Annotated in this window: 23 protein-coding genes and 1 pseudogene; 18 read left to right on the forward strand and 6 right to left on the reverse strand. The window is 71.5% G+C overall.

Annotation, left to right across the window (positions count from 1 at the left end):
* Positions 1-30: 30 nt before the first annotated feature.
* Together AFR_RS04825 and AFR_RS04830 are read left to right on the forward strand one after the other, a co-directional pair.
* Positions 31-393, forward strand: coding sequence for a DUF742 domain-containing protein (locus AFR_RS04825; protein ID WP_023358266.1), 363 nt, complete (start codon positions 31-33; stop codon positions 391-393).
* A complete protein-coding gene (locus AFR_RS04830) occupies positions 374-994 on the forward strand; it encodes a GTP-binding protein (protein ID WP_023358268.1) in 621 nt (206 codons plus the stop codon). Before AFR_RS04825 ends, AFR_RS04830 begins: the two co-directional genes overlap by 20 nt.
* Positions 995-1,060: 66 nt before the next feature.
* On the opposite strand, the gene AFR_RS04835 is transcribed toward AFR_RS04830, so the two are convergent.
* The gene (locus AFR_RS04835; protein ID WP_023358270.1) at positions 1,061-2,209 is read right to left on the reverse strand and encodes a uroporphyrinogen-III synthase; all 1,149 of its coding nucleotides are present in this window, start codon (positions 2,207-2,209) and stop codon (positions 1,061-1,063) included.
* Positions 2,210-2,995: 786 nt separating this feature from the next.
* Between AFR_RS04835 and rplM the strand changes: the two genes are divergently transcribed.
* The 3 genes from rplM (at position 2,996) to glmM (ending at position 5,537) form a co-directional block, all read left to right on the forward strand.
* The gene (gene rplM, locus AFR_RS04840) at positions 2,996-3,439 is read left to right on the forward strand and encodes a 50S ribosomal protein L13 (RefSeq protein WP_023358272.1); all 444 of its coding nucleotides are present in this window, start codon (positions 2,996-2,998) and stop codon (positions 3,437-3,439) included.
* A gap of 20 nt (positions 3,440-3,459) precedes the next feature.
* Entirely contained in the window at positions 3,460-4,029 is a 570-nt protein-coding gene (rpsI, locus tag AFR_RS04845; protein ID WP_023358274.1) for a 30S ribosomal protein S9, read from the forward strand.
* Between the two features lie 155 nt (positions 4,030-4,184).
* Positions 4,185-5,537, forward strand: a complete 1,353-nt coding sequence (gene glmM, locus AFR_RS04850; protein WP_023358276.1) for a phosphoglucosamine mutase — start codon at positions 4,185-4,187, stop codon at positions 5,535-5,537.
* A gap of 275 nt (positions 5,538-5,812) precedes the next feature.
* On the opposite strand, the gene AFR_RS04855 is transcribed toward glmM, so the two are convergent.
* Complete coding sequence (locus tag AFR_RS04855) at positions 5,813-6,961, reverse strand: pyridoxal phosphate-dependent aminotransferase (RefSeq protein WP_052359649.1); 1,149 nt, start codon at positions 6,959-6,961, stop codon at positions 5,813-5,815.
* A gap of 67 nt (positions 6,962-7,028) precedes the next feature.
* A complete protein-coding gene (locus AFR_RS44800) occupies positions 7,029-7,871 on the reverse strand; it encodes an MmpS family transport accessory protein (RefSeq protein WP_023358280.1) in 843 nt (280 codons plus the stop codon).
* A gap of 253 nt (positions 7,872-8,124) precedes the next feature.
* Between AFR_RS44800 and glmS the strand changes: the two genes are divergently transcribed.
* On the forward strand, positions 8,125-10,008 hold the full coding sequence (gene glmS, locus AFR_RS04865; RefSeq protein ID WP_023358282.1) for a glutamine--fructose-6-phosphate transaminase (isomerizing): 1,884 nt from the start codon (positions 8,125-8,127) through the stop codon (positions 10,006-10,008).
* Here the strand turns inward: glmS and AFR_RS04870 are convergent.
* Both AFR_RS04870 and AFR_RS04875 read right to left on the reverse strand, forming a co-directional pair.
* Positions 9,995-11,398: an alpha/beta hydrolase gene (locus tag AFR_RS04870; protein ID WP_023358284.1), complete on the reverse strand. Its 1,404-nt coding sequence runs from the start codon at positions 11,396-11,398 to the stop codon at positions 9,995-9,997. The genes glmS and AFR_RS04870 overlap by 14 nt on opposite strands.
* Complete coding sequence (locus AFR_RS04875; RefSeq protein ID WP_023358286.1) at positions 11,395-11,673, reverse strand: type VII secretion target; 279 nt, start codon at positions 11,671-11,673, stop codon at positions 11,395-11,397. The genes AFR_RS04870 and AFR_RS04875 overlap by 4 nt, the downstream gene beginning before the upstream one ends.
* Before the next feature lie 149 nt (positions 11,674-11,822).
* On the opposite strand from AFR_RS04875, the gene AFR_RS04880 reads away from it, so the two are divergent.
* The 12 genes and pseudogenes from AFR_RS04880 to AFR_RS04935 all read left to right on the forward strand — a co-directional run bounded on the left by AFR_RS04880 (position 11,823) and on the right by AFR_RS04935 (position 24,020).
* Positions 11,823-12,191, forward strand: a complete 369-nt coding sequence (locus AFR_RS04880) for a holo-ACP synthase (protein WP_023358288.1) — start codon at positions 11,823-11,825, stop codon at positions 12,189-12,191.
* Between the two features lie 36 nt (positions 12,192-12,227).
* A complete protein-coding gene (locus AFR_RS04885; protein WP_041840606.1) occupies positions 12,228-13,676 on the forward strand; it encodes a bifunctional ADP-dependent NAD(P)H-hydrate dehydratase/NAD(P)H-hydrate epimerase in 1,449 nt (482 codons plus the stop codon).
* A 36-nt stretch (positions 13,677-13,712) separates the two neighbouring features.
* Positions 13,713-14,822, forward strand: a pseudogene (gene alr, locus AFR_RS04890) (alanine racemase); the annotation flags it as partial.
* Between the two features lie 446 nt (positions 14,823-15,268).
* Positions 15,269-16,363: an alpha/beta fold hydrolase gene (locus AFR_RS04895; protein WP_023358294.1), complete on the forward strand. Its 1,095-nt coding sequence runs from the start codon at positions 15,269-15,271 to the stop codon at positions 16,361-16,363.
* Positions 16,360-16,842, forward strand: a complete 483-nt coding sequence (gene tsaE, locus AFR_RS04900; RefSeq protein WP_023358296.1) for a tRNA (adenosine(37)-N6)-threonylcarbamoyltransferase complex ATPase subunit type 1 TsaE — start codon at positions 16,360-16,362, stop codon at positions 16,840-16,842. The genes AFR_RS04895 and tsaE overlap by 4 nt, the downstream gene beginning before the upstream one ends.
* Positions 16,839-17,516, forward strand: a complete 678-nt coding sequence (locus tag AFR_RS04905; protein ID WP_023358298.1) for a uracil-DNA glycosylase — start codon at positions 16,839-16,841, stop codon at positions 17,514-17,516. Before tsaE ends, AFR_RS04905 begins: the two co-directional genes overlap by 4 nt.
* Positions 17,517-18,126: 610 nt before the next feature.
* Positions 18,127-18,783: a tRNA (adenosine(37)-N6)-threonylcarbamoyltransferase complex dimerization subunit type 1 TsaB gene (gene tsaB, locus AFR_RS04910; RefSeq protein ID WP_041841796.1), complete on the forward strand. Its 657-nt coding sequence runs from the start codon at positions 18,127-18,129 to the stop codon at positions 18,781-18,783.
* Positions 18,783-19,211 (forward strand): ribosomal protein S18-alanine N-acetyltransferase, encoded by a 429-nt coding sequence (gene rimI / locus AFR_RS04915; RefSeq protein ID WP_023358302.1) that lies wholly within the window; start codon positions 18,783-18,785, stop codon positions 19,209-19,211. The genes tsaB and rimI overlap by 1 nt, the downstream gene beginning before the upstream one ends.
* Positions 19,204-20,256 carry a tRNA (adenosine(37)-N6)-threonylcarbamoyltransferase complex transferase subunit TsaD gene (gene tsaD / locus AFR_RS04920; protein WP_023358304.1) on the forward strand — a complete coding sequence of 351 codons (1,053 nt, stop codon included), beginning with the start codon at positions 19,204-19,206 and terminating at the stop codon, positions 20,254-20,256. Before rimI ends, tsaD begins: the two co-directional genes overlap by 8 nt.
* 8 nt (positions 20,257-20,264) lie before the next feature.
* Positions 20,265-20,519 (forward strand): hypothetical protein, encoded by a 255-nt coding sequence (locus tag AFR_RS04925; protein WP_023358306.1) that lies wholly within the window; start codon positions 20,265-20,267, stop codon positions 20,517-20,519.
* Positions 20,520-20,562: 43 nt separating this feature from the next.
* The gene (locus AFR_RS04930) at positions 20,563-22,248 is read left to right on the forward strand and encodes an ABC transporter ATP-binding protein (protein WP_023358308.1); all 1,686 of its coding nucleotides are present in this window, start codon (positions 20,563-20,565) and stop codon (positions 22,246-22,248) included.
* Positions 22,245-24,020, forward strand: coding sequence for an ABC transporter ATP-binding protein (locus AFR_RS04935; protein ID WP_041840607.1), 1,776 nt, complete (start codon positions 22,245-22,247; stop codon positions 24,018-24,020). Before AFR_RS04930 ends, AFR_RS04935 begins: the two co-directional genes overlap by 4 nt.
* Here AFR_RS04935 and AFR_RS04940 read toward each other — a convergent pair whose 3' ends face one another.
* The gene (locus AFR_RS04940; protein ID WP_023358312.1) at positions 24,021-25,196 is read right to left on the reverse strand and encodes an ROK family transcriptional regulator; all 1,176 of its coding nucleotides are present in this window, start codon (positions 25,194-25,196) and stop codon (positions 24,021-24,023) included.
* Positions 25,197-25,204: the final 8 nt, after the last annotated feature.

Below are 25,204 nucleotides of genomic sequence, written 5' to 3' on the forward strand. Positions count from 1 at the left end.
AGCTGAGAGCCGGAAGGAGGTGACCGCACGATGGGGCAGCCCAACGACCCCCGGGGCAACCTGGTCCGTCCGTACGCGGTCACCCGGGGCCGGACGGAGCCGCGTCGCGACATCCCCATCGAGGCGGTTCTGGTCGCCAGTCAGGCCGCCGTTCAGGAAGCCCGGTTCGCCGGGCACGACAAGTACCGCATCGCCGTGCTGTGCGAGCCGCGGGCGCAGTCCTTGGCCGAGATCGCGGCCTACTCCAGGCTCCCGCTGGGTGTTGCCCGGGTGCTCGTCGCCGACATGGTCGCCGACGGGCTGTTGTCGCTGCACAGTGCCGCTCCCAAGGAAGGCTTCACGGAGCGGATGGATCTGCTGGAAAGGGTGTTGAGTGGACTTCGCAAGCTCTGAGCGGGCGGGGGCGCAACCCAAGGAGATCACCTCCGCGAAGATCGTCATAGCCGGCGGGTTCGGCGTGGGCAAGACGACCCTCGTCGGTGCGGTCTCCGAGATCGAGCCACTGACCACCGAGGCCGTGATGACCTCGGCGGGGCAGGGCATCGACGACGCGTCCAAGGTGCCCGGCAAGGAGACCACCACGGTCGCCATGGACTTCGGCCGCATCACGATGGCCGACGACCTGATCCTGTACCTCTTCGGCACGCCCGGCCAGACCCGTTTCTGGTTCATGTGGGACGAGCTGATCAGAGGTGCCGTCGGCGCGGCCGTCCTGGTGGACACCAGGCGCATCTCCGACGCCTTCGCGCCGCTCGACTATTTCGAGAACCGTCACCTGCCCTACCTGGTGGCGCTCAACTGCTTCGACGGTGCACCCCGGTACGAGCCGGAGGAGATCCGTGAAGCCCTGGCGATCGCGCCCCACGTGCCACTGATCATGTGCGACGCCCGCCACCGCGACTCGGTGAAGTCCGTCCTGGTCGGTGTGGTCGAGCACGCCATGCGCACGCTGGTCGCCGAGCAGGGCCGCGGATTCCCCGCCACCGTCGGCTGACCGTTCGTTGTCACGGGGGATGGGTCGCGATCGTGCGGTCCATCCCTTTGTCGTGCTGAGGAACGGTCAGGCGGGCAGGCGGTAGCCGCGTTTGACGACGGTCTGGACCACCCCTGGGGTGCCCAGGCCGGCGCGGAGACGGGCCACGGCCATCTCGACCGCGTGTTCGTCGGCGCCCCGGGGGAGCGTGCGCAGCAGCGCGGCGCGGGAGAGAACCCGGCCCGGTGTCGCCGCCAGCGCGCGGAGAACAGCCATCGGTGCCGGGGCGAGCGGTTTCAGGTCGCCGTCGACGATCGCCGCGTGGCCGCGCAGGACCAGGGAGTGGCCGGCGACCTCGAGCTTCATGGCCCGTTGGGGCAACTCGTCGACGATCGTGCGGACCAGTGCGCTCAGTCTCGCCCGGGCCGGAGTGACGACCGGGATGTCGTGGCGGCGCAGGGGAGCAGCCGTCACCGGGCCGACGCAGGCCGTCAGGACGTCGCCGCGCAGGGCCTCCAGCAGGGTGTCGGTGCTCGGACCGGCCGCCCGCAGCAGGGCGGCGACCGCCGGGGCCGAGGTGAAGGTCACGGCGTCGACCAGACGGCTGGTGATCAGATCGACCAGGCGGTGCAGCGGCGCCGGGTCGACCGGGGGCGCCCAGCGGTAGACCGGAACCTCGATCACACGGGCGCCCGTGGACCGCAGGGCCTCCGTGTACTCCGGCTGGCTCTCACCGTGCAGTTGCATGGCCACCGTCAGACCGGCGATGCCACGGGCCGTCAGATGCTCCACGACCTCTTCGTAACTCTCACCCTCGGGAGACCACTGGTCGTGCAGACCGGCCGACCTGATCGCCGCGCGGGCCTTGGGACCCCGGGCCACCAGGTACGCGCGGGAGAGCACCACCCTCAGCGGCTCGGCCAGCCCCCAGCCCTCGGCCGCCTCGAGCCAGCCGCGCATGCCTATACCGGTGTTGACCAGCAGGATGTCCGGAGGTGTCTCGAGGCAGGCCCGGGTGGCCGCGCGGAGCTCGGCGTCGTCGGCGATCGGGACGATGCGGAGAGCCGGGGCGATCACGACACGGGCTCCGCGGTGTTCGAGGAGACCGGCGAGCTCGTCGCGGCGGCGGTCGGAAGTTACGCCGATCGTGTAGCCGGACAGTGATGCCGTCGGCTCCGTGAGAGCCGAGGCCGTGATCACGGTTTTGCGCTTCTCCCCGGTGCGGTCCGTCGTCATCCGGCGGTCCGCCCTCCCTGCACCTGAGCGCGGGGAGGGTTTCCCTGCACCTGAGTGCTGGGAGGGTTTCCCTGCGCCTGGGCGCGGGGAGGGTTTCCCTGCACCTGAGCGCCGGGAGGATCTCCCTGCACCTGAGCGCGGGGAGGGTTTCCCTGCGCCTGGGCGCAGGGAGAGTTTTCAGAAAGCCGCGGCGTGGCCGACCGGTCCACCGAAGGGCACGCTCGGAGACCGCCGTCCTCGGCGTCGACCCGCTCCCATGTCACGCCTGCGTTCTCCGCCATACCTCCGGCCGGCACACGCCGCGGCTTCCCTTTGCCGGACCGTGTTACCGGTCCGGCGGGCACCGCCAGGTCCGTCCTCAACCCTGGCGGCGGCTCGTGGGTGATGCGCCCGGACGCGCCACCGGGCCGGAGCCCTGGCCGCATCGTCGAGGTGACCGCACCACTCGCCATGTCGGGAAGCGTGCCGGGGGGTAATTTCCGATCCGGGTCCCGTATGTTTCGAACCTGCTAAGAGGCATTCACGCACGCTGGTCACCACCGTGGGTGGAATCACGCAACCCCGTGTCGGCGTGCCGTGGGTCACCGCCTAAACTGGTGGCGCTACGTTATCCGGTCCCGTCTGCTCGACGGGCCCACCGCCCGTTTTGACCGCGCGCCGCGCAGGCGGGTATTGTTGCCTGCTGTTGTGCGACAGCTGCGAGCGTGTCCCTTCGGGTACGCTCGATGTTCGTGCGTTTTGCGACCAGCGCGCGCCCCCAGACCGACGACGAGACAAGGTAATTCTGTGCGTACGTACAGCCCGAAGCCGGGTGAGATCGAGCGTCAGTGGCACATCATCGACGCTTCCGACGTCGTTCTGGGCCGGCTCGCCACCCACACCGCCACGCTCCTGCGCGGCAAGCACAAGCCCACGTTCGCCCCGCACGTCGACACCGGCGATTTCGTGGTGATCATCAACGCCGGCAAGGTCGCGCTGACCGGTAACAAGCGGCAGACCAAGGTCGCCTACCGTCACTCCGGTTACCCGGGCGGTCTCAAGCAGGTCCGCTACGAGGAGCTGCTGACCAAGCGCCCCGAGCACGCGGTCGAGCTGGCCGTCAAGGGCATGCTCCCGCACAACAAGCTGGCCCGTCAGATCCTCAAGAAGCTGAAGGTCTACCCGGGCGCCGAGCACCCGCACGCCGCGCAGCAGCCGGTGCCGTTCGAAATCAAGCAGATCGCGCAGTGAGCGCGGGCGAAGGAAACAGCATGACCGACATCGTCGAGCCCGAGGTCGTCGAGACCGTCGAGGAGCCCGCCGCTGAGGCCCCCGCCGAGACTCCCGCTGAGGCCCCTGCCGAGACCCCGGCCGAGGCTTCCGCCGAGACCCCGGCTGAGACCGTTGTGGTCGTCGAGGCGCCGGCGCCGGCCGTTCGCGCTCCCCGTCCGGGTGACCGTCCGATCCAGACCGTGGGCCGCCGCAAGGAGGCCATCGTCCGCGTGCGCCTCGTGCCGGGCACCGGCAAGATCACCTGCAACGGCCGCGACCTCGAGGCCTACTTCCCGAGCAAGGTGCACCAGCAGCTCATCCGTGAGCCGCTCGCCACCGCCGAGAAGCCCGAGATGTTCGACGTGGTCGCCAACCTGCGTGGTGGCGGCATCACCGGTCAGGCCGGCGCGCTGCGCCTCGGCATCTCCCGTGCGCTCATCACGAACGACCCGGACGACCGTCCGGCCCTCAAGAAGGCCGGCTTCCTGACCCGGGACTCCCGCGTCAAGGAGAGCAAGAAGTACGGTCTCAAGAAGGCCCGTAAGGCTCCGCAGTACTCGAAGCGCTGATCGCAGCGCTCGTCTTGCACCACGTCTGACCGGACGGCCGGGTGCGCCCCCTCACTTCGGGGCGTGCCCGGCCGTTCGCGTTTCCCTCCCCACAAACTGCACCGGTCCGCCACTCCGCGAGTGGGGCAGGAGGCCGGCGAAAGGAAACGACCGCCATGGGGCGACTCTTCGGCACGGACGGCATCCGCGGCCTCGCGAACGGTGATGTCCTCACCCCGGAACTGGCCCTGTCGGTCGCCGTCGCGGCCGCCCGGGTCCTCATCGAGAGCGACGCCAGCCACCAGCCGCTGGCGATCGTGGGCCGCGACCCCCGCGCCAGCGGAGAGATGCTCGAGGCCGCGGTCGTCGCCGGCCTGACCAGCGCCGGAGCCAACGTCGTCCGGGTCGGCGTCCTGCCGACACCCGCGGTCGCCTACCTCGTCGGCCAGGCCGGAGCGGACCTCGGCGTCATGCTGTCCGCCTCGCACAACCCGATGCCGGACAACGGCATCAAGCTCTTCGCCCCGGGCGGCCAGAAGCTCCCGGACGAGCTCGAGGAGAAGATCGAGAAGGCGATCGCGGACGGGCACGGCCTGGTGGGCCGCCCGACCGGCGCCGGTGTCGGCCGCGTGCACGACCTGCTCGACGGCGCCGAGCACTACATCAAGCACCTGCTCGAAGCGACGCCTCACCCCTTGAACGGCGTCAAGGTGGTCGTCGACTGCGCCAACGGCGCGGCCAGCGAGGTCGGCCCCACCGCCTACGAGGAAGCCGGCGCCGAGGTCATCAAGATCCACGCCGAGCCGGACGGCCTCAACATCAACGACAACTGCGGCTCGACCCACCTCGAAGCCGTCCGCGAGGCCGTCCTCGAACACGGCGCCGACCTGGGCCTCGCCCACGACGGTGACGCCGACCGCTGCCTCGCCGTGACCGCCGCCGGCGACGTGGTCGACGGCGACGAGATCATGGCGATCCTGGCCCTGGCCATGCGCGACGCCGGCACCCTCACCGACGACACCCTCGTCGCGACCGTCATGAGCAACCTCGGCCTCCGCCTGGCCATGAAGCAGGCCGGCATCCGCCTCCTGGAGACCAAGGTCGGCGACCGCTACGTCCTGGAAGAACTCGCCTCCGGCGGCTTCGCCCTCGGCGGCGAGCAGAGCGGCCACATCGTCATGCCCGCGTACGCCACCACCGGCGACGGCGTCCTGACCGGCTTGCACCTGATGGCCACGATCGCGTCGTCCGGCAAGTCCCTGGCCGACCTCGCCTCCGTGCTCCACAAGCTTCCCCAGGTCCTCATCAACGTGCCCGTGAAGGACCGCCAGGCCGGCGCCGCAGCCCCGACCGTGCAGGCCGCGGTGGCTCTGGCCGAGAACGAACTGGGCGAGACAGGCCGCGTCCTCCTCCGCCCCTCCGGCACCGAACACCTCGTCCGCGTCATGGTCGAAGCCGCCACCGAGGACCAGGCCCGCACCATCGCCGAACGCGTAGCCGACGAAGTCCGCACAGCCAGCCCGGCCTGACCGGGGCGCTGCGGTCCGGCTCGCCTGGCCGGCCTTCTGCTCCACCTGCGCCCACACCTCGCCGCCGGGTTGGGCGTTTGTGGGTTCCGGCTTGGCGCGCCTGAGCACGGCCCGGCGCGGGCCGTGCTCAAACCGGCCAGGCCCGCGGCCGGAGTCCGCAAGCTCCGAGCCCACCCAACCGGGCCAGGCAGCAAGCCGGACCGCAGCGCCCGGCCCGGACCCGCGCTGAGCGCGGCATGGTTTGTCCGGCCTGGAGGCGGGCTTGGTCGGGTTGGTCAGGCGAGGGTGCGGAGGCGTTTGGCGGCCTCGTCGATGACGTCCTCGCGTTTGCAGAAGGCGAAGCGGATCAGGTGGCGTCCCTGCTCCTGGTGGTCGTAGAAGACCTGGGTCGGCACCGCCACCACCCCGCAGCGTTCGGGCAGCGCCCGGCAGAAGTCGACGCCGTCCGTGCCGCCCAGTGGGGTGATGTCGGCTGTCACGAAGTAGGTGCCGTCCGAGGGCAGCACGTGAAAGCCCGCGTCGGTCAGGCCGGCCACCAGCCGGTCCCGGCGAGACTGCAGGCCGGCGCGGAAGCCCTCGAAGTACGAGTCCGGCAGGCCCAGTGCGACAGCCACGGCCGGCTGGAGTGGCCCGGCGTTGACGAACGTCAGGAACTGTTTGACCCGCAGTGCCGCCGACACCAGTGGTGCCGGACCGGTTGCCCAGCCGACCTTCCAGCCGGTGCAGGAGAACGTCTTGCCCGCCGAGGAGATGCGCAGGGTGCGTTCCCGCATGCCCGGCAGTCCGGCCAGGGGGATGTGCGGTGCGGCGGCGTCGGTGAAGACCAGGTGCTCGTAGACCTCGTCGGTGACGGCGTACACGTCGTGGTCCTGGCAGAGGCGGGCGATCAGGGTGAGCTCGTCGGCGGTGAAGACCTTGCCGGTGGGGTTGTGCGGGGTGTTCAGCAGGATCAGCCGGGTGCGTGGGCCGAAGGCCGCCCGCAGCTCGTCCTCGTCGAAGCCGTAGCGGCCGTCCGGGCCAGGTCGCAGGGTCACCGGTCGCCGGACCGCGCCGGCCAGCGCGATCGACGCGGCGTACGAGTCGTAGTAGGGCTCGAAGCACACAACCTCGTCGCCCGCCTCGCACAGCCCGAGGATGCTGGCCGCGATCGCCTCCGTGGCGCCGGCGGTGACGACGACCTCGGTGTCCGGGTCGCGGCTCAGCCCCCAGAAGCGGTGCTCGTGCTCGACGATGGCTGCTCGCAGCGCCGGGATGCCGGGCAGCGGCGGGTACTGGTTGGCACCCGACCGCAGCGCCTCGGCGGCGGCAGCCAGCATCTCAGGTGGCCCGTCGGTGTCCGGGAAGCCCTGTCCGAGGTTGACCGAGCCGGTCCGCGCGGCGAGCGCGGACATCTCGGTGAAGATCGTGGTGCCGAACGCGCGCATGCGTCCGACGAGGGGATCGGCCGGGGTCGACGTCGTCACGCCGACAGCCTACGACTGCGGCGTTCCGTCAGAAGACGACCTTGGTGCACGACGCCGTGATGAAGGTGCCCGAGGTGCTCTTCTGGGCCACTTCCTCGCCGTCGACCTTGGCGCTGCAGTTGAGCTCGCCCTCCTCGGTGCTGCCGCGGACGGCCACCACCGAGACGAGTGAGGAGCCCTTCATGGTCAGCTTCTTGGTCCAGGGCAGGGAGGCGTTGCGGACACGCTGCGGCTCGCCGCCGAGCTCCTCCATGTAGACGATCTCGACCGGACCGTCGCCGGTGACCTCGTACTCGACCTCGATCTGCTGGTTCGGGTCGACGTCCGGCAGGTTCGGCAGGCCGGTGGGCAGGTCGGTCGGCAGCTCCGTGGGGAGGTCTGTCGGCAGGTCCGTCGGCAGTTCGGTGGGCAACGTCGGCCGGGGGAGCGAGTCGATCGTCTCCTTGGCCTTGTTCGTCGCGTTGTTGACCAGGATCACGGCCGAGGTCACACCACCGGCGCAGAGCAGCAGGGTCACCGCGATGAGCACGGCGATCAGCGGCGCGTTGCTGCGCTTGGGTGGGGGCGGCGGCTGTGCGCCGTACCCGGGCGGTGGTCCGTAGCCGGGTGGCGGGCCGTACCCGGGTGGCGGCATCTGTCCCGGGGGAGCCTGACCGAGCGGCGGCTGGTAGCCCGGAGGCGGGTACTGCCCGGGGTCGGCGGGGAACATCGAGGTCGGCGGGTAGCCGTCCGGTGGCCCGCTGGCCTGTTCGCTCGGTGTTGGCAGTGAGGCGTACCCGGGCTGGAACGTGGGCGCGGGCGGCGGTGGCGGCTGGTACGGCTCGGCCGCGAGGGGGTCGCCCGACGGTGAGGACCACGGCTGCCCGGACACGGGGCCGTCCCCGGGGTACTGGCGAGTCGGGTCCGAAGGCGGTGGGTAGCTCAAAAGTCTCTCCAGAGCAGGCGTCCGCCCGACGGTACGCGACCGGCGCCAGATCCGGATCACCCGGTCGTGTCACACGCGCTGCTGACCAGCCCACCGGTCGGTGCGCAGCGGTCTGAACGGTCCTTTCGATCACGTGTGATGCGCGAAAGTATGGTTCTTGCGCAGCAGTCGTGAGCGGAAGTCCGCTACGCTCCCCCACATGTGTGGGATCGTGGGTTACGTCGGCAGTCGGCCGGCTCTGCAAATCGTCCTCGACGGGCTCCGCCGGCTGGAGTACCGCGGTTATGACTCCGCCGGCATCGCGGTCATCGACCACTCCGTCATCCTGACCGAGAAGAAGGCCGGCAAGCTGGCAAACCTGGAAAAGGCGCTGGCGGACCGGGCGGGTGACGGCATCGCGGTGGGCCCCACCGCCATCGGCCACACCCGCTGGGCCACCCACGGCGGCCCGACCGACCGCAACGCCCACCCGCACGTGTCGGCCGACGGCCGCGTTGCGGTGATCCACAACGGCATCATCGAGAACTTCGGCCGCCTGCGCGCCGAGCTCGAGGCGACCGGCGTCGAGTTCGTCAGTGACACCGACACCGAGTGCGCCGCCCACCTGCTGGCGGCCGAGATGCGCGCCCTGCGCGAGTCCGGCGCCGAGGACGGCCCGCAGCTGCTGGCCGAGGGCATGCGCCGCACGGTCCGCCGGCTCGAGGGCGCGTTCACCCTGCTCGCGGTCGACGTGCAGGTGCCGGATGCCGTGGTCGCCGCCCGCCGCAACTCGCCGCTGGTCGTCGGTCGTGGCGACGGTGAGAACTTCCTGGCCAGCGACGTGTCGGCCTTCATCGAGCACACCCGCGAAGCGGTCGAGCTGGGCCAGGACCAGGTTGTCCTGATCACGCCCGCCGGCATCGAGATCACCGACTTCACCGGCGCGCCCGCCACGGGCAAGGAGTTCCACATCGACTGGGACGCCTCGGCCGCGGAGAAGGGTGGCTACGACTACTTCATGCTCAAGGAGATCGCCGAGCAGCCTCAGGCGATCGCCGAGACGCTGCTGGGCCGCCTCTCGGAGCGTGGCGACATCGTGCTCGACGAGGTGCGCCTCACCGATCAGGACCTGCGTGACGTCGACAAGGTCTTCATCATCGCCTGCGGTACGGCCTACCACGCCGGCATGGTGGCGAAGTACGCCATCGAGCACTGGGTGCGGATCCCGTGCGAGGTCGAGCTGGCCAGCGAGTTCCGCTATCGCGACCCGGTGCTGGACCGCTCGACGCTGGTCATCGCGATCAGCCAGTCCGGCGAGACCATGGACACACTGATGGCGCTGCGGCACGCCAAGGAGCAGAAGGCCCGGGTGCTGGCCATCTGCAACACCAACGGCTCGACGATCCCGCGGGAGTCGGACGCCGTGCTCTACACCCACGGCGGCCCGGAGATCGCTGTCGCGTCGACCAAGGCGTTCCTGACCATGCTGGTCGCCTGCTACCTGATCGGGCTCCACCTGGCCCAGATCCGCGGCGTCATGTACGCCGACGAGGTCGCCGCCGTCGTGTCGCGACTCCGCCGCACGCCGGACAACCTGCGCGACCTGCTCGCCGGCATGGAGGACGTCCGCGCCCTGGCCCGCGATCTGCGGACGGCGTCGACGGTCCTCTTCATCGGGCGTCACGTCGGCTTCCCGGTCGCGCTCGAGGGTGCGCTCAAGCTCAAGGAGCTCGCCTACATGCACGCCGAGGGTTTTGCGGCGGGTGAGCTCAAGCACGGCCCGATCGCCCTGATCGAGGAGGGGACACCTGTCGTGTGCGTGGTGCCCTCGCCCGCCGGTCGTGGTGTGCTGCGCGACAAGGTGGTCTCCAACATCCAGGAGGTCCGCGCCCGCGGCGCCCGCACGATCGTGATCGCCGAGGAGGGCGACGAGGAGGTCCGCGCCTACGCCGACCACCTGATCCAGGTGCCGCGTACGCCGACGTTGCTCGCGCCGCTGATGACCACCGTGCCGCTGCAGATCCTCGCCTGCGAGATCGCGTCGGCCCGGGGTTACGACGTCGACCAGCCGCGCAACCTGGCGAAGTCCGTCACCGTGGAATGACATCGCCCTGCCCTGTTGTGATGGCCGCGAGGGTGTCGAGAGACTCACTCCCGGCGTTCCAGTAACCGTCGTGCCCGGCGTCCGGCCGGCTCGCAAATACGCGGGCTCCGAACGCCGGGTCACTCGGGTTGGTGCCGTAGAAGAGATCGTTCTCGGGCCGGGCGAAGGCCGTCAAAGCCCCGCCGGGCACGGCCTGGCCGACGATCAGGTCCTCGACCAGACTTTTGGGCGAGACGGCCGCCCACTGGATGACGTCGGTGTAGGAGGTCGACGACCACACCCGACCGGCCGGCGCGCCGTGCAGCTCGGCCGCCGAGTCGACCCCGACGCCGGGTGAGCCGACGAAGACCACGTCGTCGGCGGCGAGGCCCCGCTCGGCCGCGGCCTCACCCACCACCAGCGAGCCGTAGCTGTGCCCGAGCAGGGTCTGGTGCGCGGGTTCACCGAGGTGCGTGGCGCGCAGACCGTCCTGGAACCGTCGCAGGCCGGCGGCGCCCGCCTCGGCCCTGGACCGGTTCGCCGCCTCGTCCACGAAGTCCGGGGCGTCGTAGCCCAGCCACAGGATCGCGCTGGTCGAAGCCCCCGGGGTCAGTTCCGTCGCGCGAACCGCGATCCGCTCGGCCCGCGCCAGTTCCTTGCCGAAGGACTCCAGGTCGGCGGTCATGCCCGGCACCTGGGTCAGCACGGCACCGGCCCGGTCCGGATCACCCAGCGCGACCACGGCCCGGCCGTCCTGCGCGGTGTCGAGCTGCATCAAATACGGCCGCGGCCACCGCCCGTCGTCGAGCCGCTCCTTGAGCCGGTCCAGGCCCGGCGCCTCCTCCAGGGTCAGCCGGTTGGCCAGATCCCGGACCCCGGCCGGTACGCCGTCAGCAGCCCCGACCCAGCCAGGACGTGTGGCGAGCATCTCGCGGCGCTGGGCCGGGCTCAACGTCTGCCACCAGCGCTGGACCTCCGCCGGCGTCGCCGTGCACGGAGGTGTGCTCCCCACCTCGGCCGTGGTGGTGTCGGCCTGCTCATTCAGGCGCTCGCAGGTGGCGGCGTCGGAGCGCGCGACCAGCGACAGGATTGCTTGCCTCGCCACCCCGGATTCGCCGGCGGCCGCCAGCATCGCCCGGCCGCGGGCCAGATCCGCCGCGAACTCGCTCAACGCCTGGTCAGCCGCCCAGCACCCCAGCCGGAACACCGTCAGCCGATGAATCAGCCGGATGAGTCGTGTCGTCACCGCCGCGGCCGCTGACCCGGTCCAGATCGCCGCCAGCCGGGCCGCATGGCTGCGCAGCTCGGCAGCCCACCGGCCCGCCGCGGACGCCCACGAACGCCAGGCCGATGCGGTGTCGCGCCAGGTCGCCGGCTCCGTCGCCCGGAGCCGTGCCGCAGCGTCCGTCATCGGATCTTCCGGAGCCGGGCGGCCGCACGATCGTCCGCGTCGTCGTAGTCGTCGGCTGCCGCCCGCACCTGGCGTGCTGCCTCCGCGACGGCGTCGGCGAACAGCCGCACCTGCACCTGCGCTGCGTCGGCCGCCGCGACGGCAGCTTCGGTGGAGGACCAGAGCGGCCCTCCCGGCGGCGACGGGGGAGCGCTGCTGATCCGGGCAGCTGTGCCGGACAGCGCCGCCGCCCAGGCGCGGACCGCCGCGGTGTCGACCTCGAGCTCGGACGTCATCGGCAACCTCCTGTGGGAACGGTTCGGGCCGCAGACGTTAGGGGAGTCCGGCGGTGCGGAACTGCCCCTGTGGACAACGGGCTGCGGGTTGTCCACAGGCAGGGCGCACGACGGACCGTGAGCGGGCCGGGGCCGCTAGGGTTGGGCCTGTGATCGTGTCTGTCGGGATCGACGTCGTGCTGGTCGAGCGGTTCGGGAGGGCGTTGGAGCGCACACCGCTGCTCGCCGACCGCCTCTTCACCGATTCGGAGCGCCTGACCTCGTCCGGCAACCCGCGATCACCGGAGTCACTGGCCGCACGGTTCGCGGCCAAGGAAGCGGTGGCCAAGGCTCTCGGTGCGCCTGTCGGGATGCGTTGGCACGACTGCGAGGTCGTCACCGATCCGGACGGGCGACCCTGGCTGACCGTCTCCGGTACGGTCGCCGCGGTGGCCGCCGAGCGAGGTGTCAACCGCTGGCACCTCTCGCTGTCGCACGACGGCGGCATCGCCTCGGCGATGGTGGTCGCGGAGGCCTGATCTACGTCGCGCGCCGAGCGCGGAGGGAGTTGCAGCATGCGGCAGGCATGGCGGGTGGCGGACGTTCGCGCTGCGGAGAAGGCCCTGATGGCGACGTTGCCGCCGGGCACACTGATGCAGCGGGCCGCGGCCGGTCTGGCCCGCCGGTGCGCGCTGCTGCTGCGGGAGTCCGGTGGCGTCTACGGCTCGACCGTCGTGCTGCTGGTCGGCAGCGGTGACAACGGTGGTGACGCGCTCTATGCGGGTGCCACCCTTGCCGCCCGCGGTGCGGCGGTGAAAGCGATCCTCCTGAGCCCCGAGCGGGTGCATCTCGCCGGGCTCGCCGCCCTGCGCCGCTCCGGCGGTGTCACGGTCGCCGGCCTTCCGTCCCGTGCCGACCTGGTCGTCGACGGCATCGTCGGCATCGGGGCGAGCGGTGGCCTGCGCGAGCCGGCAGCCGCCTTGGTCAAGAGCCTGTCCGACCTTCGGGGCCGGGACGGTGCCAGGCCGCCGGTCGTGGCCGTCGACGTGCCCAGCGGGGTCGCCGTCGACACCGGTGACGTGCCCGGCGACGCGGTGCAGGCGGACGTCACCGTCACCTTCGGCTGCCTCAAGCCCGCGCACGTGGTCGGTGCTGCCGCGGCCCTGGCGGGCCACGTCGAGCTCGTCGACATCGGCCTGGGTGCGACGCTGCACGCCGACCCTGCTGTACGCGTACCCGACGCGGCCGACATCGCCGAGTGGTGGCCGCGGACCGGGCCGGGCTCGGACAAATACAGCCGCGGTGTGGTCGGTGTGGCCACCGGGTCGGCGACCTATCCCGGCGCGGCGATCCTCTCCGTTGCCGGTGCGCTCGCGGGCCCGACGGGCATGGTTCGTTATGCGGGCAGTGCCGACAGCGAGGTCGTGCAGCACCATCCGTCGGTTGTCGCCGCCAAGCGGGTTGCCGACGCGGGCCGGGTGCAGGCCTGGGTCTGCGGTTCGGGGCTCGGCACCGACGACGGCGCCCGCACCGAGCTGCGCAGCGTCCTCGCCACGTCGTTGCCCGTGCTGCTCGACGCGGACGCGCTGACGCTGCTCGTGGACGGCCAGCACGCGACCGACCTGCGCCGGGATGCCCCGTTGGTGATCACGCCGCACGACGGCGAGTTCGCCCGGCTGGCTCTCGAGCGGCCAGGCGCGGACCGGATCGGTGCCGCCTGCAAGCTGGCGGCCTGGATCAACGCCGTGGTGCTGCTCAAGGGCGACCGGACGATCGTGGCGACCCCAGCGGGTGAGGTCTGGGTCAATCCGACGGGCAGCTCCGCGCTGGCCACCGCGGGCAGCGGCGACGTGCTCGCGGGTCTGCTCGGTTCGCTCCTGGCGGCCGGTCTGCCGCCCGAGCGGGCGGCGATCATGGCGGCCTACGCCCACGGGCTTGCGGGCCGGCTCGCCGCGGAGGGTGGACCGGTGACCGCACCGGACGTGGCCGCGGCGTTGCGCCCGGTGCTCGCGGACCTGCTGTGACGCAGTTCTGTCATACCGATCAGTAGGCTGGTGAGCATGTGGCAGGCCGAGGTCCGGGTAGATCTGGACGCCATCCGGGACAACGTCGCGACGCTGCGCGCGGGCACCACCGCAGAGGTCATGGCGGTGGTCAAAGCTGACGGCTACGGGCACGGCATGCTGCCGTCCGCCCGCGCCGCTCTCGCCGGCGGTGCGACCTGGCTCGGTGTCGCCACCCTCGACGAGGCGCTGACCCTGCGCCGGGAAGGCATCACGGCGCCGGTGCTCGCCTGGCTGCTGGCGCCAGGCCTGCCGCTGCACGAGGGTGTGGCGGCCGATGTCGACCTCAACGCGGGCAGCCTCGCCCAGCTGGGAGAGCTCGTCACGGCCGCGCGCCGCGCCGGGCGGCCGACCCGGACCCACCTCAAGATCGACACTGGCCTCGCCCGTGGTGGCGCCACCCCGGCCGACTGGCCGGCGCTGCTCGAGGCGGCGGCCAAGGCCCAGGCCGACGGCGAGATCGACGTCGTGGGCGTGTGGAGCCACTTCGTCTACGCCGACTCGCCCGGTCACGAGACCGTCGACCACCAGCTGGCGGTGTTCGCCGAAGGACTGGCGACGGCCGAACAGTTCGGCATCGAGCCGCGTTACCGGCACATCGCCAACTCGGCGGCCACGCTGACCCGGCCCGACGCCCACTACGACCTGGTCCGCCCCGGCGTGGCCATCTACGGCCTGTCGCCGCTGCCCCGTGAGCACCAGACCGGTCTGCGCCCCGCTATGACCGCCCGCGCCCGAGTGACGCTGACCAAACGGGTCCCGGCCGGGCAAGGCGTTTCGTACGGCCACGCGTATTACACGTCGCGCGAGACGACGCTGGCCCTGGTGCCGCTGGGATACGGCGACGGGGTGCCCCGCCACGCGTCCAATGTGGGCCCGGTCTCGCTCGGCGGGCGCACCCGGACCATCGCGGGCCGCGTCTGCATGGACCAGATCATCCTCGACTGCGGCGACGACCCGGTCGCGGCAGGCGACGTGGCCGTCCTCTTCGGCCCCGGCGACAACGGCACGCCGACCGCCACCGACTGGGCCGACGCCATCGACACGATCAACTACGAGATCGTGACGCGTTTCGGCGGCTCCCGCGTCCCCCGCGTCTACGACGGCACCGCCGGCCTCCCAGCCGAGCCGCCCACAGCAGCAGCCACGGACGTTTCTCAGTCGGTCGGCGAGGTGGGGGGCTTGGAGCCTTTGCCGTCGGGGAGCGCGGTGGGGGCGTCGGACGTATTGCCGTCGGGCCGCGCGGCAGGGACCTCCGACGTTTCTCCGTCGGACGGTGCGATGGGGGCTACGGCACGTTCTTCGTCGGGCGGTGCGGTGGGGGCTACGGCCGTTTCCCCGTCGGGCGTCGCGGTGGGGGGCTCGGAAGCTTTGCCGTCGGGGAGCGCGGTGACGGCGTCGGACGTATTGCTGTCGGGCCGCGGGGCAGGGGCCTCGGACGTTCTGCCGGGCGGCGCAGGCTCGGGCGGGGCTGATCTGGGTGCGCGCGGGGCGTTCGGATCGGGGCGGGACGGTGGGGTTCTGCCTGCTGAGGCTTCGGGCGGGGAGGGCGCATGAGTCAGGCCAAGCCGCCTGTCAAGGCGGGTCCGCGGCGGCGGGCCAAGCAGGTCGGGATCGTCGGCGCCGCCATCGGTGTTGCCGCGGCCGGCCTGGCCACTGCCTTTGCCGTTGAGCGGGTGCTTGTGCGCAAGTCGCTCAACGCGCCCGGTGATCCGCACGCCGACGAGGGGTTCGGTGATCAGCGTTTCGACACCGAGCTGACCGTCACCGCAGCCGACGGCACCGATCTGCATGTCGAGATCGTGGAGCCGCGGACGGACGCCGGCAAACCCACGATTGTTTTTGTGCATGGCTTTGCGCTCGACATGGGGACGTTCTACTTCCAGCGGCAGGCTCTCACCGAACGCGGTGATCAGCGGCTCGTCTTCTACGACCAGCCCGGGCACGGGCGGTCCAGCCGGCTCCAGTCCGGAGACTACGACATCGCCGCGCTCGGCAAGTCGCTCGCCGCGGTGCTCGATGCGACTGTCCCCGATGGACACATCATTCTGGTCGGGCACTCGATGGGCGGCATGACGATCATGGCGTTCGCCGAGCAGTATCCGGAGTGGTTCGGGAACCGTGTGACCGGTGTGGTGCTGATGTCGACCTCGGCCGGTCTGGTCGACAAGACCAAGCTCGGGATCCAGTCACTGGTCGCGCGGGCCAGCGCGCCGTTCTTCCCGATCTGGGGTGGTGCGGCCCGGCTCGGCGGCGGCGCGATCGACAAGGCGCGGTACGCCTCCTCGGACCTGGCCTGGCTGCTGACCCGCCGGTACGGCTTCGGTGATGCCCGGCCGAGTCCGTCGTTGGTCACCTTCGTGGAGCAGATGAATTCCAAGACCTCCGTCGAGACCCTCACGAAATACCTGCACACCCTCTACACGCACAACCGTTTCCCGGCGCTCTCCGCGTTGCGAGGTGTGCCCGTGCTCGTACTGGTCGGAACCAAGGACTATCTGACCCCGGTGACGCATTCCGAGGAGATCCTCCGGCACCTGCCCGAGGCGGAGCTCGTGAAGATCGACAACAGTGGGCACGTGGTCATGCTCGAGAAGGCCGACGAGGTCAACGCCGCGCTGATCCCGTTCCTGGAGAAGATCTCATGAACACCACCGGGATCCGGCTGGCCACTGTGGAGGACACGCAGGAGTTCGGCCGGCGGCTCGCTGCCGTGTTGCGGCCCGGCGATCTGCTGCTGCTGACGGGTCCGCTCGGCGCCGGGAAAACCGCGCTGGTGCAGGGGATCGGTGCCGGCCTCGGTGTCCTGGGCGCCATCACCTCGCCGACGTTTGTCATCGCCCGGGTGCACCGGCCCGACCCCGTGCGGGGCGGTTCGGTGGCGCTGGTGCACGCTGACGCGTACCGGCTGGGGGATGCCATCGATCCGCGGGCCGAGATCGACGACCTCGACCTCGACGCCTCCGCGGACGACTCGGTCACCGTGGTCGAGTGGGGTGCGGGCCTGGTGGAGCAGCTCAACGACGAATACCTGGCCGTCCGGATCGACCGGCTCGACGACGACACCCGGATCATCGACCTCGTTCCCTGCGGCGGCGACTGGGCCGCCCGACTGGAGAAAATGTGAACCTGCCTGACCTGCTTCCTGACGCCTGGCGTACGGAGCTGACCCCGTTCCTCGACGCGGACGCCACGGCGTCGCTGAGCGCGTTCGTGGACGAGCAGTACAGGACGCAGACGGTCTACCCGCCGATCGAGGACCTCTTCGCGGCGTACAGGCTGTGCCCGCCGGAGCAGACCCGGGTGCTCATCCTCGGGCAGGACCCCTATCACGGGCCGGGTCAGGCCCACGGGCTGAGCTTCAGCGTCCGCGAGGGGGTGCGGATCCCACCGTCGCTGCGCAACGTCTTCAAGGAACTGGCCGAGGACGTCAACGTGCCGCCGGCCACCAGCGGCGACCTCACCGGCTGGGCGCGGCAAGGTGTGCTCCTGCTCAACGCCGTCCTGACGGTCCGCGCGGCCGCGGCGGCGTCGCACGCGAACAAGGGCTGGGAAGCGTTCACCGACGCCACCATCCGGGCGCTCGACGCCCGCGAGGAGCGCGTGGTGTTCCTGCTGTGGGGCGGTTATGCCCGCAAGAAGGCCGCGTTGATCACCAACCCGGTGCATGCGGTCCTGGAAGCGGGGCACCCCAGCCCGCTCAACCCGAAGGGTTTCCGCGGCTCCCGCCCGTTCAGCGCGGCCAACAAGGCCCTCGCTGACGCCGGCCGTCCCCTGATCAACTGGGACACCCGCGCCTGACCAATTCCGAACCCTGACGCCTACGGCCCGGCGGACCTCCAAGGGCCCAGCGGATCGCCTACGGCCGGCGGATCGCCTACGGCGCGGCGGACCTCCGAGGGCCCGGCGGATCGCCTTCGGCCGGCGGACTGCCTACGGCCGGCGGATCGCCTACGGCGCGGCGGACCTCCGAGGGCCCGGCGGATCGCCTTCGGCCGGCGGACTGCCTACGGCCGGCGGATCGCCTACGGCGCGGCGGACCTCCGAGGGCCCGGCGGATCGCCTTCGGCCGGCGGACTGCCTACGGCTCGGCGGACCGCCTTCGGCCCGGCGGACCGCCTACGGCCCGGCGGACCGCCTTCGGCTCGGCGGACCGCCTTCGGCCCGGCAGAGCACCTTCGGCCTGGTGGGCCGCTTCGGCCCGGCGGGCCGCCTACGGCCGGTGGATCGCCTAACAGCCCGGCGGATCGCCTACGGCCGGTGGATCGTCTACGGTCGGCGACCGCCTACGGCCCGGCGGCGGGATCCGGGCAGGGTGGTGTCGTGCCAGGTCGGGAGGGTGGCGGGTGGTCCGGCGGTGCGGGTCAGGGGCGGGCGGCTGGCCGGGGCCAGGGCGGCTAGGGTTCTTGGCGTGCTCGTACTTGCTCTGGACACCTCCACGCCCGCGGTCACTGCCGCTCTGGGCGAGGTCAGTGCTGGTGGGATGAGAGGGCTGGCGGAGCGCCGCACCGTCGACCCTCGGGCCCACGGGGAGCGGCTGGCGCCTCAGGTGCAGCTGGTGCTCGAGGATGCCGCTGTGCGGGCGCGGGATCTGGGCGCGATCGTCGCCGGGGTCGGGCCGGGGCCGTACACCGGGCTGCGGGTGGGGTTGGCGACCGCGGCAGCCATGGGGCAGGCGCTGAGCATCCCTACGTACGGAATTTGCTCGCTTGATGCTCTGGGGCGCGCCGCTGGGCCGGGACGGGTGCTGGTCGCGACCGATGCGCGGCGTCGTGAGGTCTATTTTGCCACCTATGTCGATGGTGTTCGGGTGACCGATCCCGACGTGGCGAAGCCTGCCGACCTGCGGATCGAGGCGGACCGGGCCGTCGGTGAGGGGTCGCTGAAGTACAGCGAGATCTTCGGGGTGCCGATCGACGACCGGCTGCTGTTCCCGCCGGGGGAGGCCCTGATCGCGCTCGCCGCCGCCAAGGTCCGGGAGGGTGCGGCGTCGGAGGTGCTGACCCCGCTCTACCTGCGGCGGCCCGATGCGGTCGAGCCGGCCGCCCGCAAGTCTGTGCTGCACTGATGGAGATCACGCGGTTCCGGTGGTGGCACATCACCGAGGTGCTGGCGCTCGAGGAGGATCTTTTCGGGCCGGAGAAGTGGTCCGCTGCGATGTTCTGGAACGAGCTGGCGCAGCGGCACTTTTACCTGGTCGCGGAGGAAAACGAGAAGGTGCTCGGGTACGCCGGTCTGGCCGTGGTCGACCAGGACGAGAGCTGGGTGCAGAACATCGCCGTGGACCGTGGTGCGCAGCGGCGGGGCATCGGGCGGCAGCTGCTCGAGGCCCTGCTCGCGGAGGCCGGGAAGCGGAAGGTGCTCCTCGAGGTCGCCGTCGACAATGCTCCTGCCCAGCGTCTTTACGCGACCTACGACTTCGAGCCCGTCGGTCTCCGGCGCGGCTACTACCAGCCCAGCAACACCGACGCCCTGGTGATGATGAGAAGTGCCTGACGAACCTCTGGTCCTCGGGATCGAGACCTCCTGCGACGAGACCGGTGTCGGCATCGTGCGCGGGAACACCCTGCTCGCCGACGCGCTCGCGTCCAGCGTCGAGCAGCATGCGCGGTTCGGAGGGGTGGTGCCCGAGGTGGCCAGCCGCGCCCACCTCGAGGCGATCGTGCCGACCATGCAGCGGGCGCTCGACGAGGCGAAGGTCACCCTGGCCGACATCGACGCGATCGCGGTGACGGCCGGTCCGGGTCTCGCGGGTGCGCTGCTCGTCGGGGTCGCGGCGGCCAAGGGGTACGCCCTCGCGGCCGACAAGCCGATCTACGGCGTCAACCACCTGGCCGCCCACGTGGCGGTCGACACGCTGGAGCACGGCCCGCTGCCCGAGCCCGCCATCGCGATGCTCGTGTCCGGCGGGCACTCGTCGCTGCTGCTCGTCGACGATCTCACCGCCGGGGTGACACCTCTGGGCGCGACGATCGACGATGCGGCGGGCGAGGCGTTCGACAAGGTGGCGCGGCTGCTCGGGCTGGGGTTTCCCGGTGGACCGGTCATCGACCGGCTCGCCCGTGAGGGTGACCGCGGCTCGATCGCCTTCCCGCGCGGGCTGACGGCGCCGAAAGACCAGCTCAAGCACCGTTTCGACTTCTCCTTCTCGGGGTTGAAGACGGCGGTCGCCCGGTGGGTCGAAGCCCGGGAGCGGGCCGGGGAGCCGGTGCCGGTCGCCGATGTCGCCGCGAGTTTCCAGGACGCGGTCTGTGACGTGCTCACCGCCAAGGCGCTGGACGCGTGCCGGGAGAACGGTGTCGAGACCCTGATCATCGGTGGTGGTGTCGCCGCGAACTCACGGCTGCGGGTGCTCGCCGAGGAGCGTGCGGCCAAGCTCGGCATCCGCGTCCGTGTGCCGCGGCCGGGACTCTGCACGGACAACGGCGCGATGGTCGCCGCGCTCGGCTCGCACCTGGTGGCCGCCGGGGTCGCGCCGAGCCGTCTCGACCTGCCGGCCGATTCGGCCATGCCATTGACCTCGGTCACTGTGGCGGGGTAGGAAGCAGCATGATCGCACGCATGTGGGAGGTACGCGCCCTCGGCAGCGGCTTCGACGAGCTGCTGACCTGGGTCTGCGATGTGGCGTTGCCGCAGGTCGAGGTGCTGCCGTCGCACGTGTCGAGCGACGTCTTCTCGTCGACCGACCACCGCATCGTCGTCATCTCGAAGTGGCGGAACACCCCCGCCGACCTGCCGGCGCCTCCGCCGCACCTGACGGCCCGCGCGCCGCATGTCTGGGATTTCACACCGGTCGATAGATAACGCACTGGATCGTGACGGCGCACTTACGTACCGTCAGGGCAGAATGCGCGAGCTGCCCCCCGCCGATCCCGGCATTCCCGACGACCGGTCCGCCACCCGCTACCTGGGCTGGCTCGCCCGGCGGATGTGGGTATCCGTCGTGGGCGGCATCGTCTTCGCGATCATCTGGATGACCTGCCAGGCGCTGGTTCCCGCGATCGTCGGCCGGGCCATCGACGCGGGCCTGACCGGCCGCAACCGCCACGACCTGCTGGTCTGGAGCCTGGTGCTGCTCGGTGTCGGCCTCGTGCAGGCCGGCGCGGGGGTGATCCGGCACCGGCTCACCGTTTTCAACTGGCTGTCCGCGGCCTACCGCACGGTCCAGGTGGTCGTCCGTCAGACCAACCGGCTGGGCTCGGCCTTGCCGCGGCGGCTGGACGCCGGAGAGGTCGTGGCCATCGGTACGGCCGACATCAGCCACATCGGCGGAGCCCTCGATATCACCGCCCGGGGCGCCGGGTCGCTTGTCGCGATCATCATCGTCACGGTCATCCTGCTGGTCACCTCGGTGCCCCTGGGCCTGATCGTGGTCATCGGCGTGCCGGTGCTGATGGCGGTGGTCGGGTTGCTCATCCGGCCGCTGCACCACCGCCAGCAGGCGTACCGGGAGCAGCAGGGGCGCCTGACCGGCCGGGCCGCGGACCTGGTCGGCGGTCTGCGGGTGCTGCGCGGCGTCGGCGGCGAGCCGATGATGTCCGGGCGTTACCGCCGTGATTCCCAGAAGCTGCGGGCGGCGGGTGTGCGTGAGGCGCAGGTCGAGTCGCTGCTCGAGGCAGCTCAGGTGCTGCTGCCGGGCATCTTCCTGGTGCTGATGACCTGGCTCGGCGCCCGGTTCGCCCTCTCCGGGCGGATCACCATCGGGCAGCTGGTCTCCTTCTACGGGTACGCGGCGTTCCTGGTCGCGCCTCTGCGTCAGCTCACCGAGACGCTGGACAAGATGACCCGCGGTCACGTCTCCGGCCGGCGGGTGGTGGCGATGCTGCGGGCGCGTACCGACCTTCCGGATCCGGAGCGGCCCGCGATGTCACCGGGGCCGGGGAAGCTCGTCGACCCGGAGTCGGCTGCTGTGGTGCGCCCGGGCCTGGTCACGGCCATCGCGGCGGCCGCACCCGCCGACGCCGTGGCCATCGCGGACCGGCTCGGGCGTTATGTGGACACGACGGCGACGCTGTCGGGCGTACCGCTGGATGATCTTGATTTGGCGACCGTGCGCGACCGGATCCTGGTGGCCGACAACGATGCGCGCCTGTTCTCCGGGCCGCTGCGGGAGGATCTTGATCCGAGCGGCTCGGCGCCCGTGGAGGCGGCGCTGGCGGCGGCCGGGGCGGACGAGATCGTCGCGGCGCTGCCCGACGGGCTCGACAGTGAGGTCGAGGAGCGTGGGCGGACCTTCTCCGGCGGTCAGCAGCAGCGGTTGCGGCTGGCCCGGGCGCTGGTCGCCGACGCCGAGATCCTGGTGCTGGTCGAGCCGACCAGCGCTGTCGACGCGCACACCGAGGCGCGCATCGCGGACCGGCTCGGTGCGGCCCGGCGCGGGCGCACGACGGTGGTCTGCTCGACGAGCCCGCTGGTGCTGGACCGCGCCGACGTCGTCCTCTACGTCGAGGCCGGTGCGGTGGTCGCCGAGGGCACCCACCGGGAGCTGCTGGGCAGCTGCGCCGGTTACGCGAGGACGGTGCTGCGGGAGTGAGCACTGCACTGCCCGTGGCCGGCACCCGTGAGGTCCGGCGTTATGCCCGTGCTCTCTTCCGCCGGCATCCGCGTGCCCTGGCGGCCGCGCTGCTGCTGCACGCGTTCGCGGCGGTCGCCGGTCTGGCCGGGCCCCGCCTGCTCGGCGATCTGGTCGAGTCGCTGCAGCACGGTGGCGCGCCCGGCACCGTCGACCGGATCGCCATCACGATCGCGGTGTTCATCGTCGTGCAGGCGGTGCTGGTGCGGTTCGCGTACGTGGCGTCGGCCCGGCTCGGCGAGCAGGTGCTGGCCGAGCTGCGGGAGGAGTTCGTCGAGCGGGTGCTGGCCATCCCGTTGTCCGTCGTGGAACGTGCCGGCACCGGCGACCTGCTCACCCGCACCTCCCGCGACGTCGACGCGCTGTCGCGGTGCGTCCGGTTCGCGGTGCCCGAGATCCTGATTGCGATGATCACCGCGGTGCTGGCGATCGGCGCGCTGGTGCTGGTCAGCCCGCTGCTCGCGCTGCCGCTGCTGCTCGCCGTGCCGGTCCTGGTCGCGTCCGCCCGGTGGTACCTGCGTCGTGCCGGCGCCGGCTATTTGCGCCAGAACGCAGCCTATTCGCAGGTGACCGACGGTCTTGCGGAGACGGTCGAGGGTGCGCGGACGATCGACGCGCTGCGCCGTCAGCCGGACCGGATCCGGCGCACCGACGCCGACCTGCGGCGCTCCTGGCTGACCGAGCGGTACACGCTGTTTCTCCGGACCGTCTGGTCGCCGTCGGTGGAGATCGGCTACGTCCTGCCGGTCGTGGGGACGCTGCTCATCGGCGGCTGGTTCTATCTCCACGGCTGGGTCAGCCTCGGCCAGGTCACCACGGCGGTGATCTACGCACAACTGCTGATCGACCCGATCGACCGCTTCCTCGGCTGGCTGGACGAGCTGCAGGTCGGCGGCGCCTCACTGGCCCGGCTGCTCGGCGTGCACGAGGTCGGCGAGGCCGCACCGGGGCAGGGACAGACCCCGCGCGGTGCGGGCATGGTCGCCGAGGACGTCCATTTTTCGTACGTGGCCGGGCGCGAGATCCTGCACGGCATCTCGCTCACGATCGAACCGGGGGAGCGGCTGGCGATCGTCGGCCCGTCCGGTGCGGGCAAGTCGACCCTCGGCCGTCTGCTCGCCGGTGTGCACGTGCCCGGCCGGGGCTCGATCACCGTCGGCGGTGTGCCGCTCGCGAGTCTGCCGCTGGACCGGCTGCGCACCGAGGTCGCGCTGGTCAGCCAGGAACACCACGTCTTCCTGGGTACGCTGCGCGACAACGTCGCCATGGTCCGTCCCGAGTCCTCCGACGACGAGATACGCAGCGCCCTGGCCGCAGTGCACGCCCTGGACTGGGCGGAGGCGCTCCCGGACGGCCTCAGCACCGAGGTCGGTACGGGCGGCACCGGCCTCTCGGCTGCCCAGGAGCAGCAGGTGGCCTTGGCCCGCCTGGTCCTCGCCGATCCGCACACCCTGGTGCTGGACGAGGCGACCTCCCTGCTCGACCCGCGGGCGGCCCGCGACCTGGAACGGTCGCTCGCGGCGGTGCTCAAGGGACGCACGGTCGTCGCGATCGCCCACCGGCTCTTCTCGGCCCACGATGCGGACCGGGTGGCGGTCGTGGAGGACGGCCGGATCACCGAACTGGGCTCGCACGACCAGCTGGTGGCCGCGGGCGGCTCCTACGCGGCGCTGTGGGCCTCGTGGCACGGCGCCCCGGTCACCGCAGCTCCACCCCGGGCAGCGCCGGGCTGATCAGACGAGAGGGTCGGCGAGCAGGCGTTCGAAGGCGAGTTCGGCCGCGCCGATCAGTGCCGCGTCCGTGCCGAGCTCGGGCGTACGCAGGCGCACGTGCTCGCGGCAGGCCGGGAGGGCGACCTCGTTGAGACGGCTGCGGATCTGGGCCGCCGCCACCAGGTAGACGTCGCGCAGCGTACCGCCGAAGATCACGGCCTCCGGGTTGAAGATGTTGATCAGGTTGCCGACACCGAGGCCGATCCAGTCGCCGACGTGACGGACGGCCTTCTGAGCGGCCCAGTCGCCGCGCATCGCCGCGTCGACGACACCCAGGACCGCCTCGCGGCCGCTCAGGTGGCCGCGGCCCGCCAGCTCCAGCAGCGCGAACTCGCCGATCTCGGTCTCCCAGCAGCCGCGCGAACCACAGCTGCACGGCCGGCCGTGCGGGTTGATCACCATGTGGCCGACCTCGCCGCCGTACCCGCCGTGACCGGTGACGCGGCGGCCGCCGGCAATGATGCCACCACCGACGCCCACGTCGCCGTACAGGTAGATGACGTTGTCCCGGCCGGCCGCGGCGCCACGGCTGTGCTCGACCAGGGCCGACACGTCCGCGATGTTGCCGACCACCAGCGGGCCGACGTCGCCGATCTCCTCGCTGAGCGCCTCACCGACCGGCTCCTCGACCCAGCCGATGGTGGGGGCGAGGCGGACCATGCCGTCGGCGCGGCGGACCATGCCGGCCACCGCGACGCCACCACCGACGTAGCGGGCACCGTCCGGGACGTCGAGGCGCATCTCGTGGATGAAGCCGGCCAGGGGCTGGATCGCGTCGATGACCTGCATGCCGCGGGGGCGCTCGGTCTCGCGGCGGTCCAGGATCTTCCCGCCCAGCCCGACCCGCGCCGCACGCAGCCGGTCCACCTCGATGGCCAGCGCGTACGCGTACACCTGGGACGACTCGGGCCGGACGACCAGTGATGGTCGCCCGGCCCTGCGGGTCTGGCGGGGCGGTCGCTCCGTGACCAGCCCGGCGGCGGCCAGTTCGGAGGTCAGTGCCCCGATCGTGCTCCGGTTGAGCCCGAGTTTGGTGGTGAGCTCGGCCCGGGACGTATCGCCGTGAACGTGCACATAACGCAGAAGCGTGCCCAGGTTGTGCCGGCGAACCTCTTCCTGGCTGGGGCCGGCTCGCATCAACCCTC

It is taken from the genome of Amorphoplanes friuliensis DSM 7358 (assembly GCF_000494755.1).
Lineage (GTDB): Bacteria > Actinomycetota > Actinomycetes > Mycobacteriales > Micromonosporaceae > Actinoplanes > Actinoplanes friuliensis.

Coding starts and splice junctions, on each gene's coding strand:
- AFR_RS04825 (WP_023358266.1), top strand. CDS start 31: ATGGGGCAGCCCAACGACCCCCGGGGCAACCTGGTCCGTCCGTACGCG.
- AFR_RS04835 (WP_023358270.1), bottom strand. CDS start 2,209: ATGACGACGGACCGCACCGGGGAGAAGCGCAAAACCGTGATCACGGCC.
- rpsI (WP_023358274.1), top strand. CDS start 3,460: ATGACCGACATCGTCGAGCCCGAGGTCGTCGAGACCGTCGAGGAGCCC.
- glmM (WP_023358276.1), top strand. CDS start 4,185: ATGGGGCGACTCTTCGGCACGGACGGCATCCGCGGCCTCGCGAACGGT.
- AFR_RS04855 (WP_052359649.1), bottom strand. CDS start 6,961: ATGCGCGCGTTCGGCACCACGATCTTCACCGAGATGTCCGCGCTCGCC.
- glmS (WP_023358282.1), top strand. CDS start 8,125: ATGTGTGGGATCGTGGGTTACGTCGGCAGTCGGCCGGCTCTGCAAATC.
- AFR_RS04870 (WP_023358284.1), bottom strand. CDS start 11,398: ATGACGGACGCTGCGGCACGGCTCCGGGCGACGGAGCCGGCGACCTGG.
- AFR_RS04875 (WP_023358286.1), bottom strand. CDS start 11,673: ATGACGTCCGAGCTCGAGGTCGACACCGCGGCGGTCCGCGCCTGGGCG.
- AFR_RS04885 (WP_041840606.1), top strand. CDS start 12,228: ATGCGGCAGGCATGGCGGGTGGCGGACGTTCGCGCTGCGGAGAAGGCC.
- AFR_RS04895 (WP_023358294.1), top strand. CDS start 15,269: ATGAGTCAGGCCAAGCCGCCTGTCAAGGCGGGTCCGCGGCGGCGGGCC.
- tsaE (WP_023358296.1), top strand. CDS start 16,360: ATGAACACCACCGGGATCCGGCTGGCCACTGTGGAGGACACGCAGGAG.
- rimI (WP_023358302.1), top strand. CDS start 18,783: ATGGAGATCACGCGGTTCCGGTGGTGGCACATCACCGAGGTGCTGGCG.
- AFR_RS04925 (WP_023358306.1), top strand. CDS start 20,265: ATGATCGCACGCATGTGGGAGGTACGCGCCCTCGGCAGCGGCTTCGAC.
- AFR_RS04930 (WP_023358308.1), top strand. CDS start 20,563: ATGCGCGAGCTGCCCCCCGCCGATCCCGGCATTCCCGACGACCGGTCC.
- AFR_RS04940 (WP_023358312.1), bottom strand. CDS start 25,196: ATGCGAGCCGGCCCCAGCCAGGAAGAGGTTCGCCGGCACAACCTGGGC.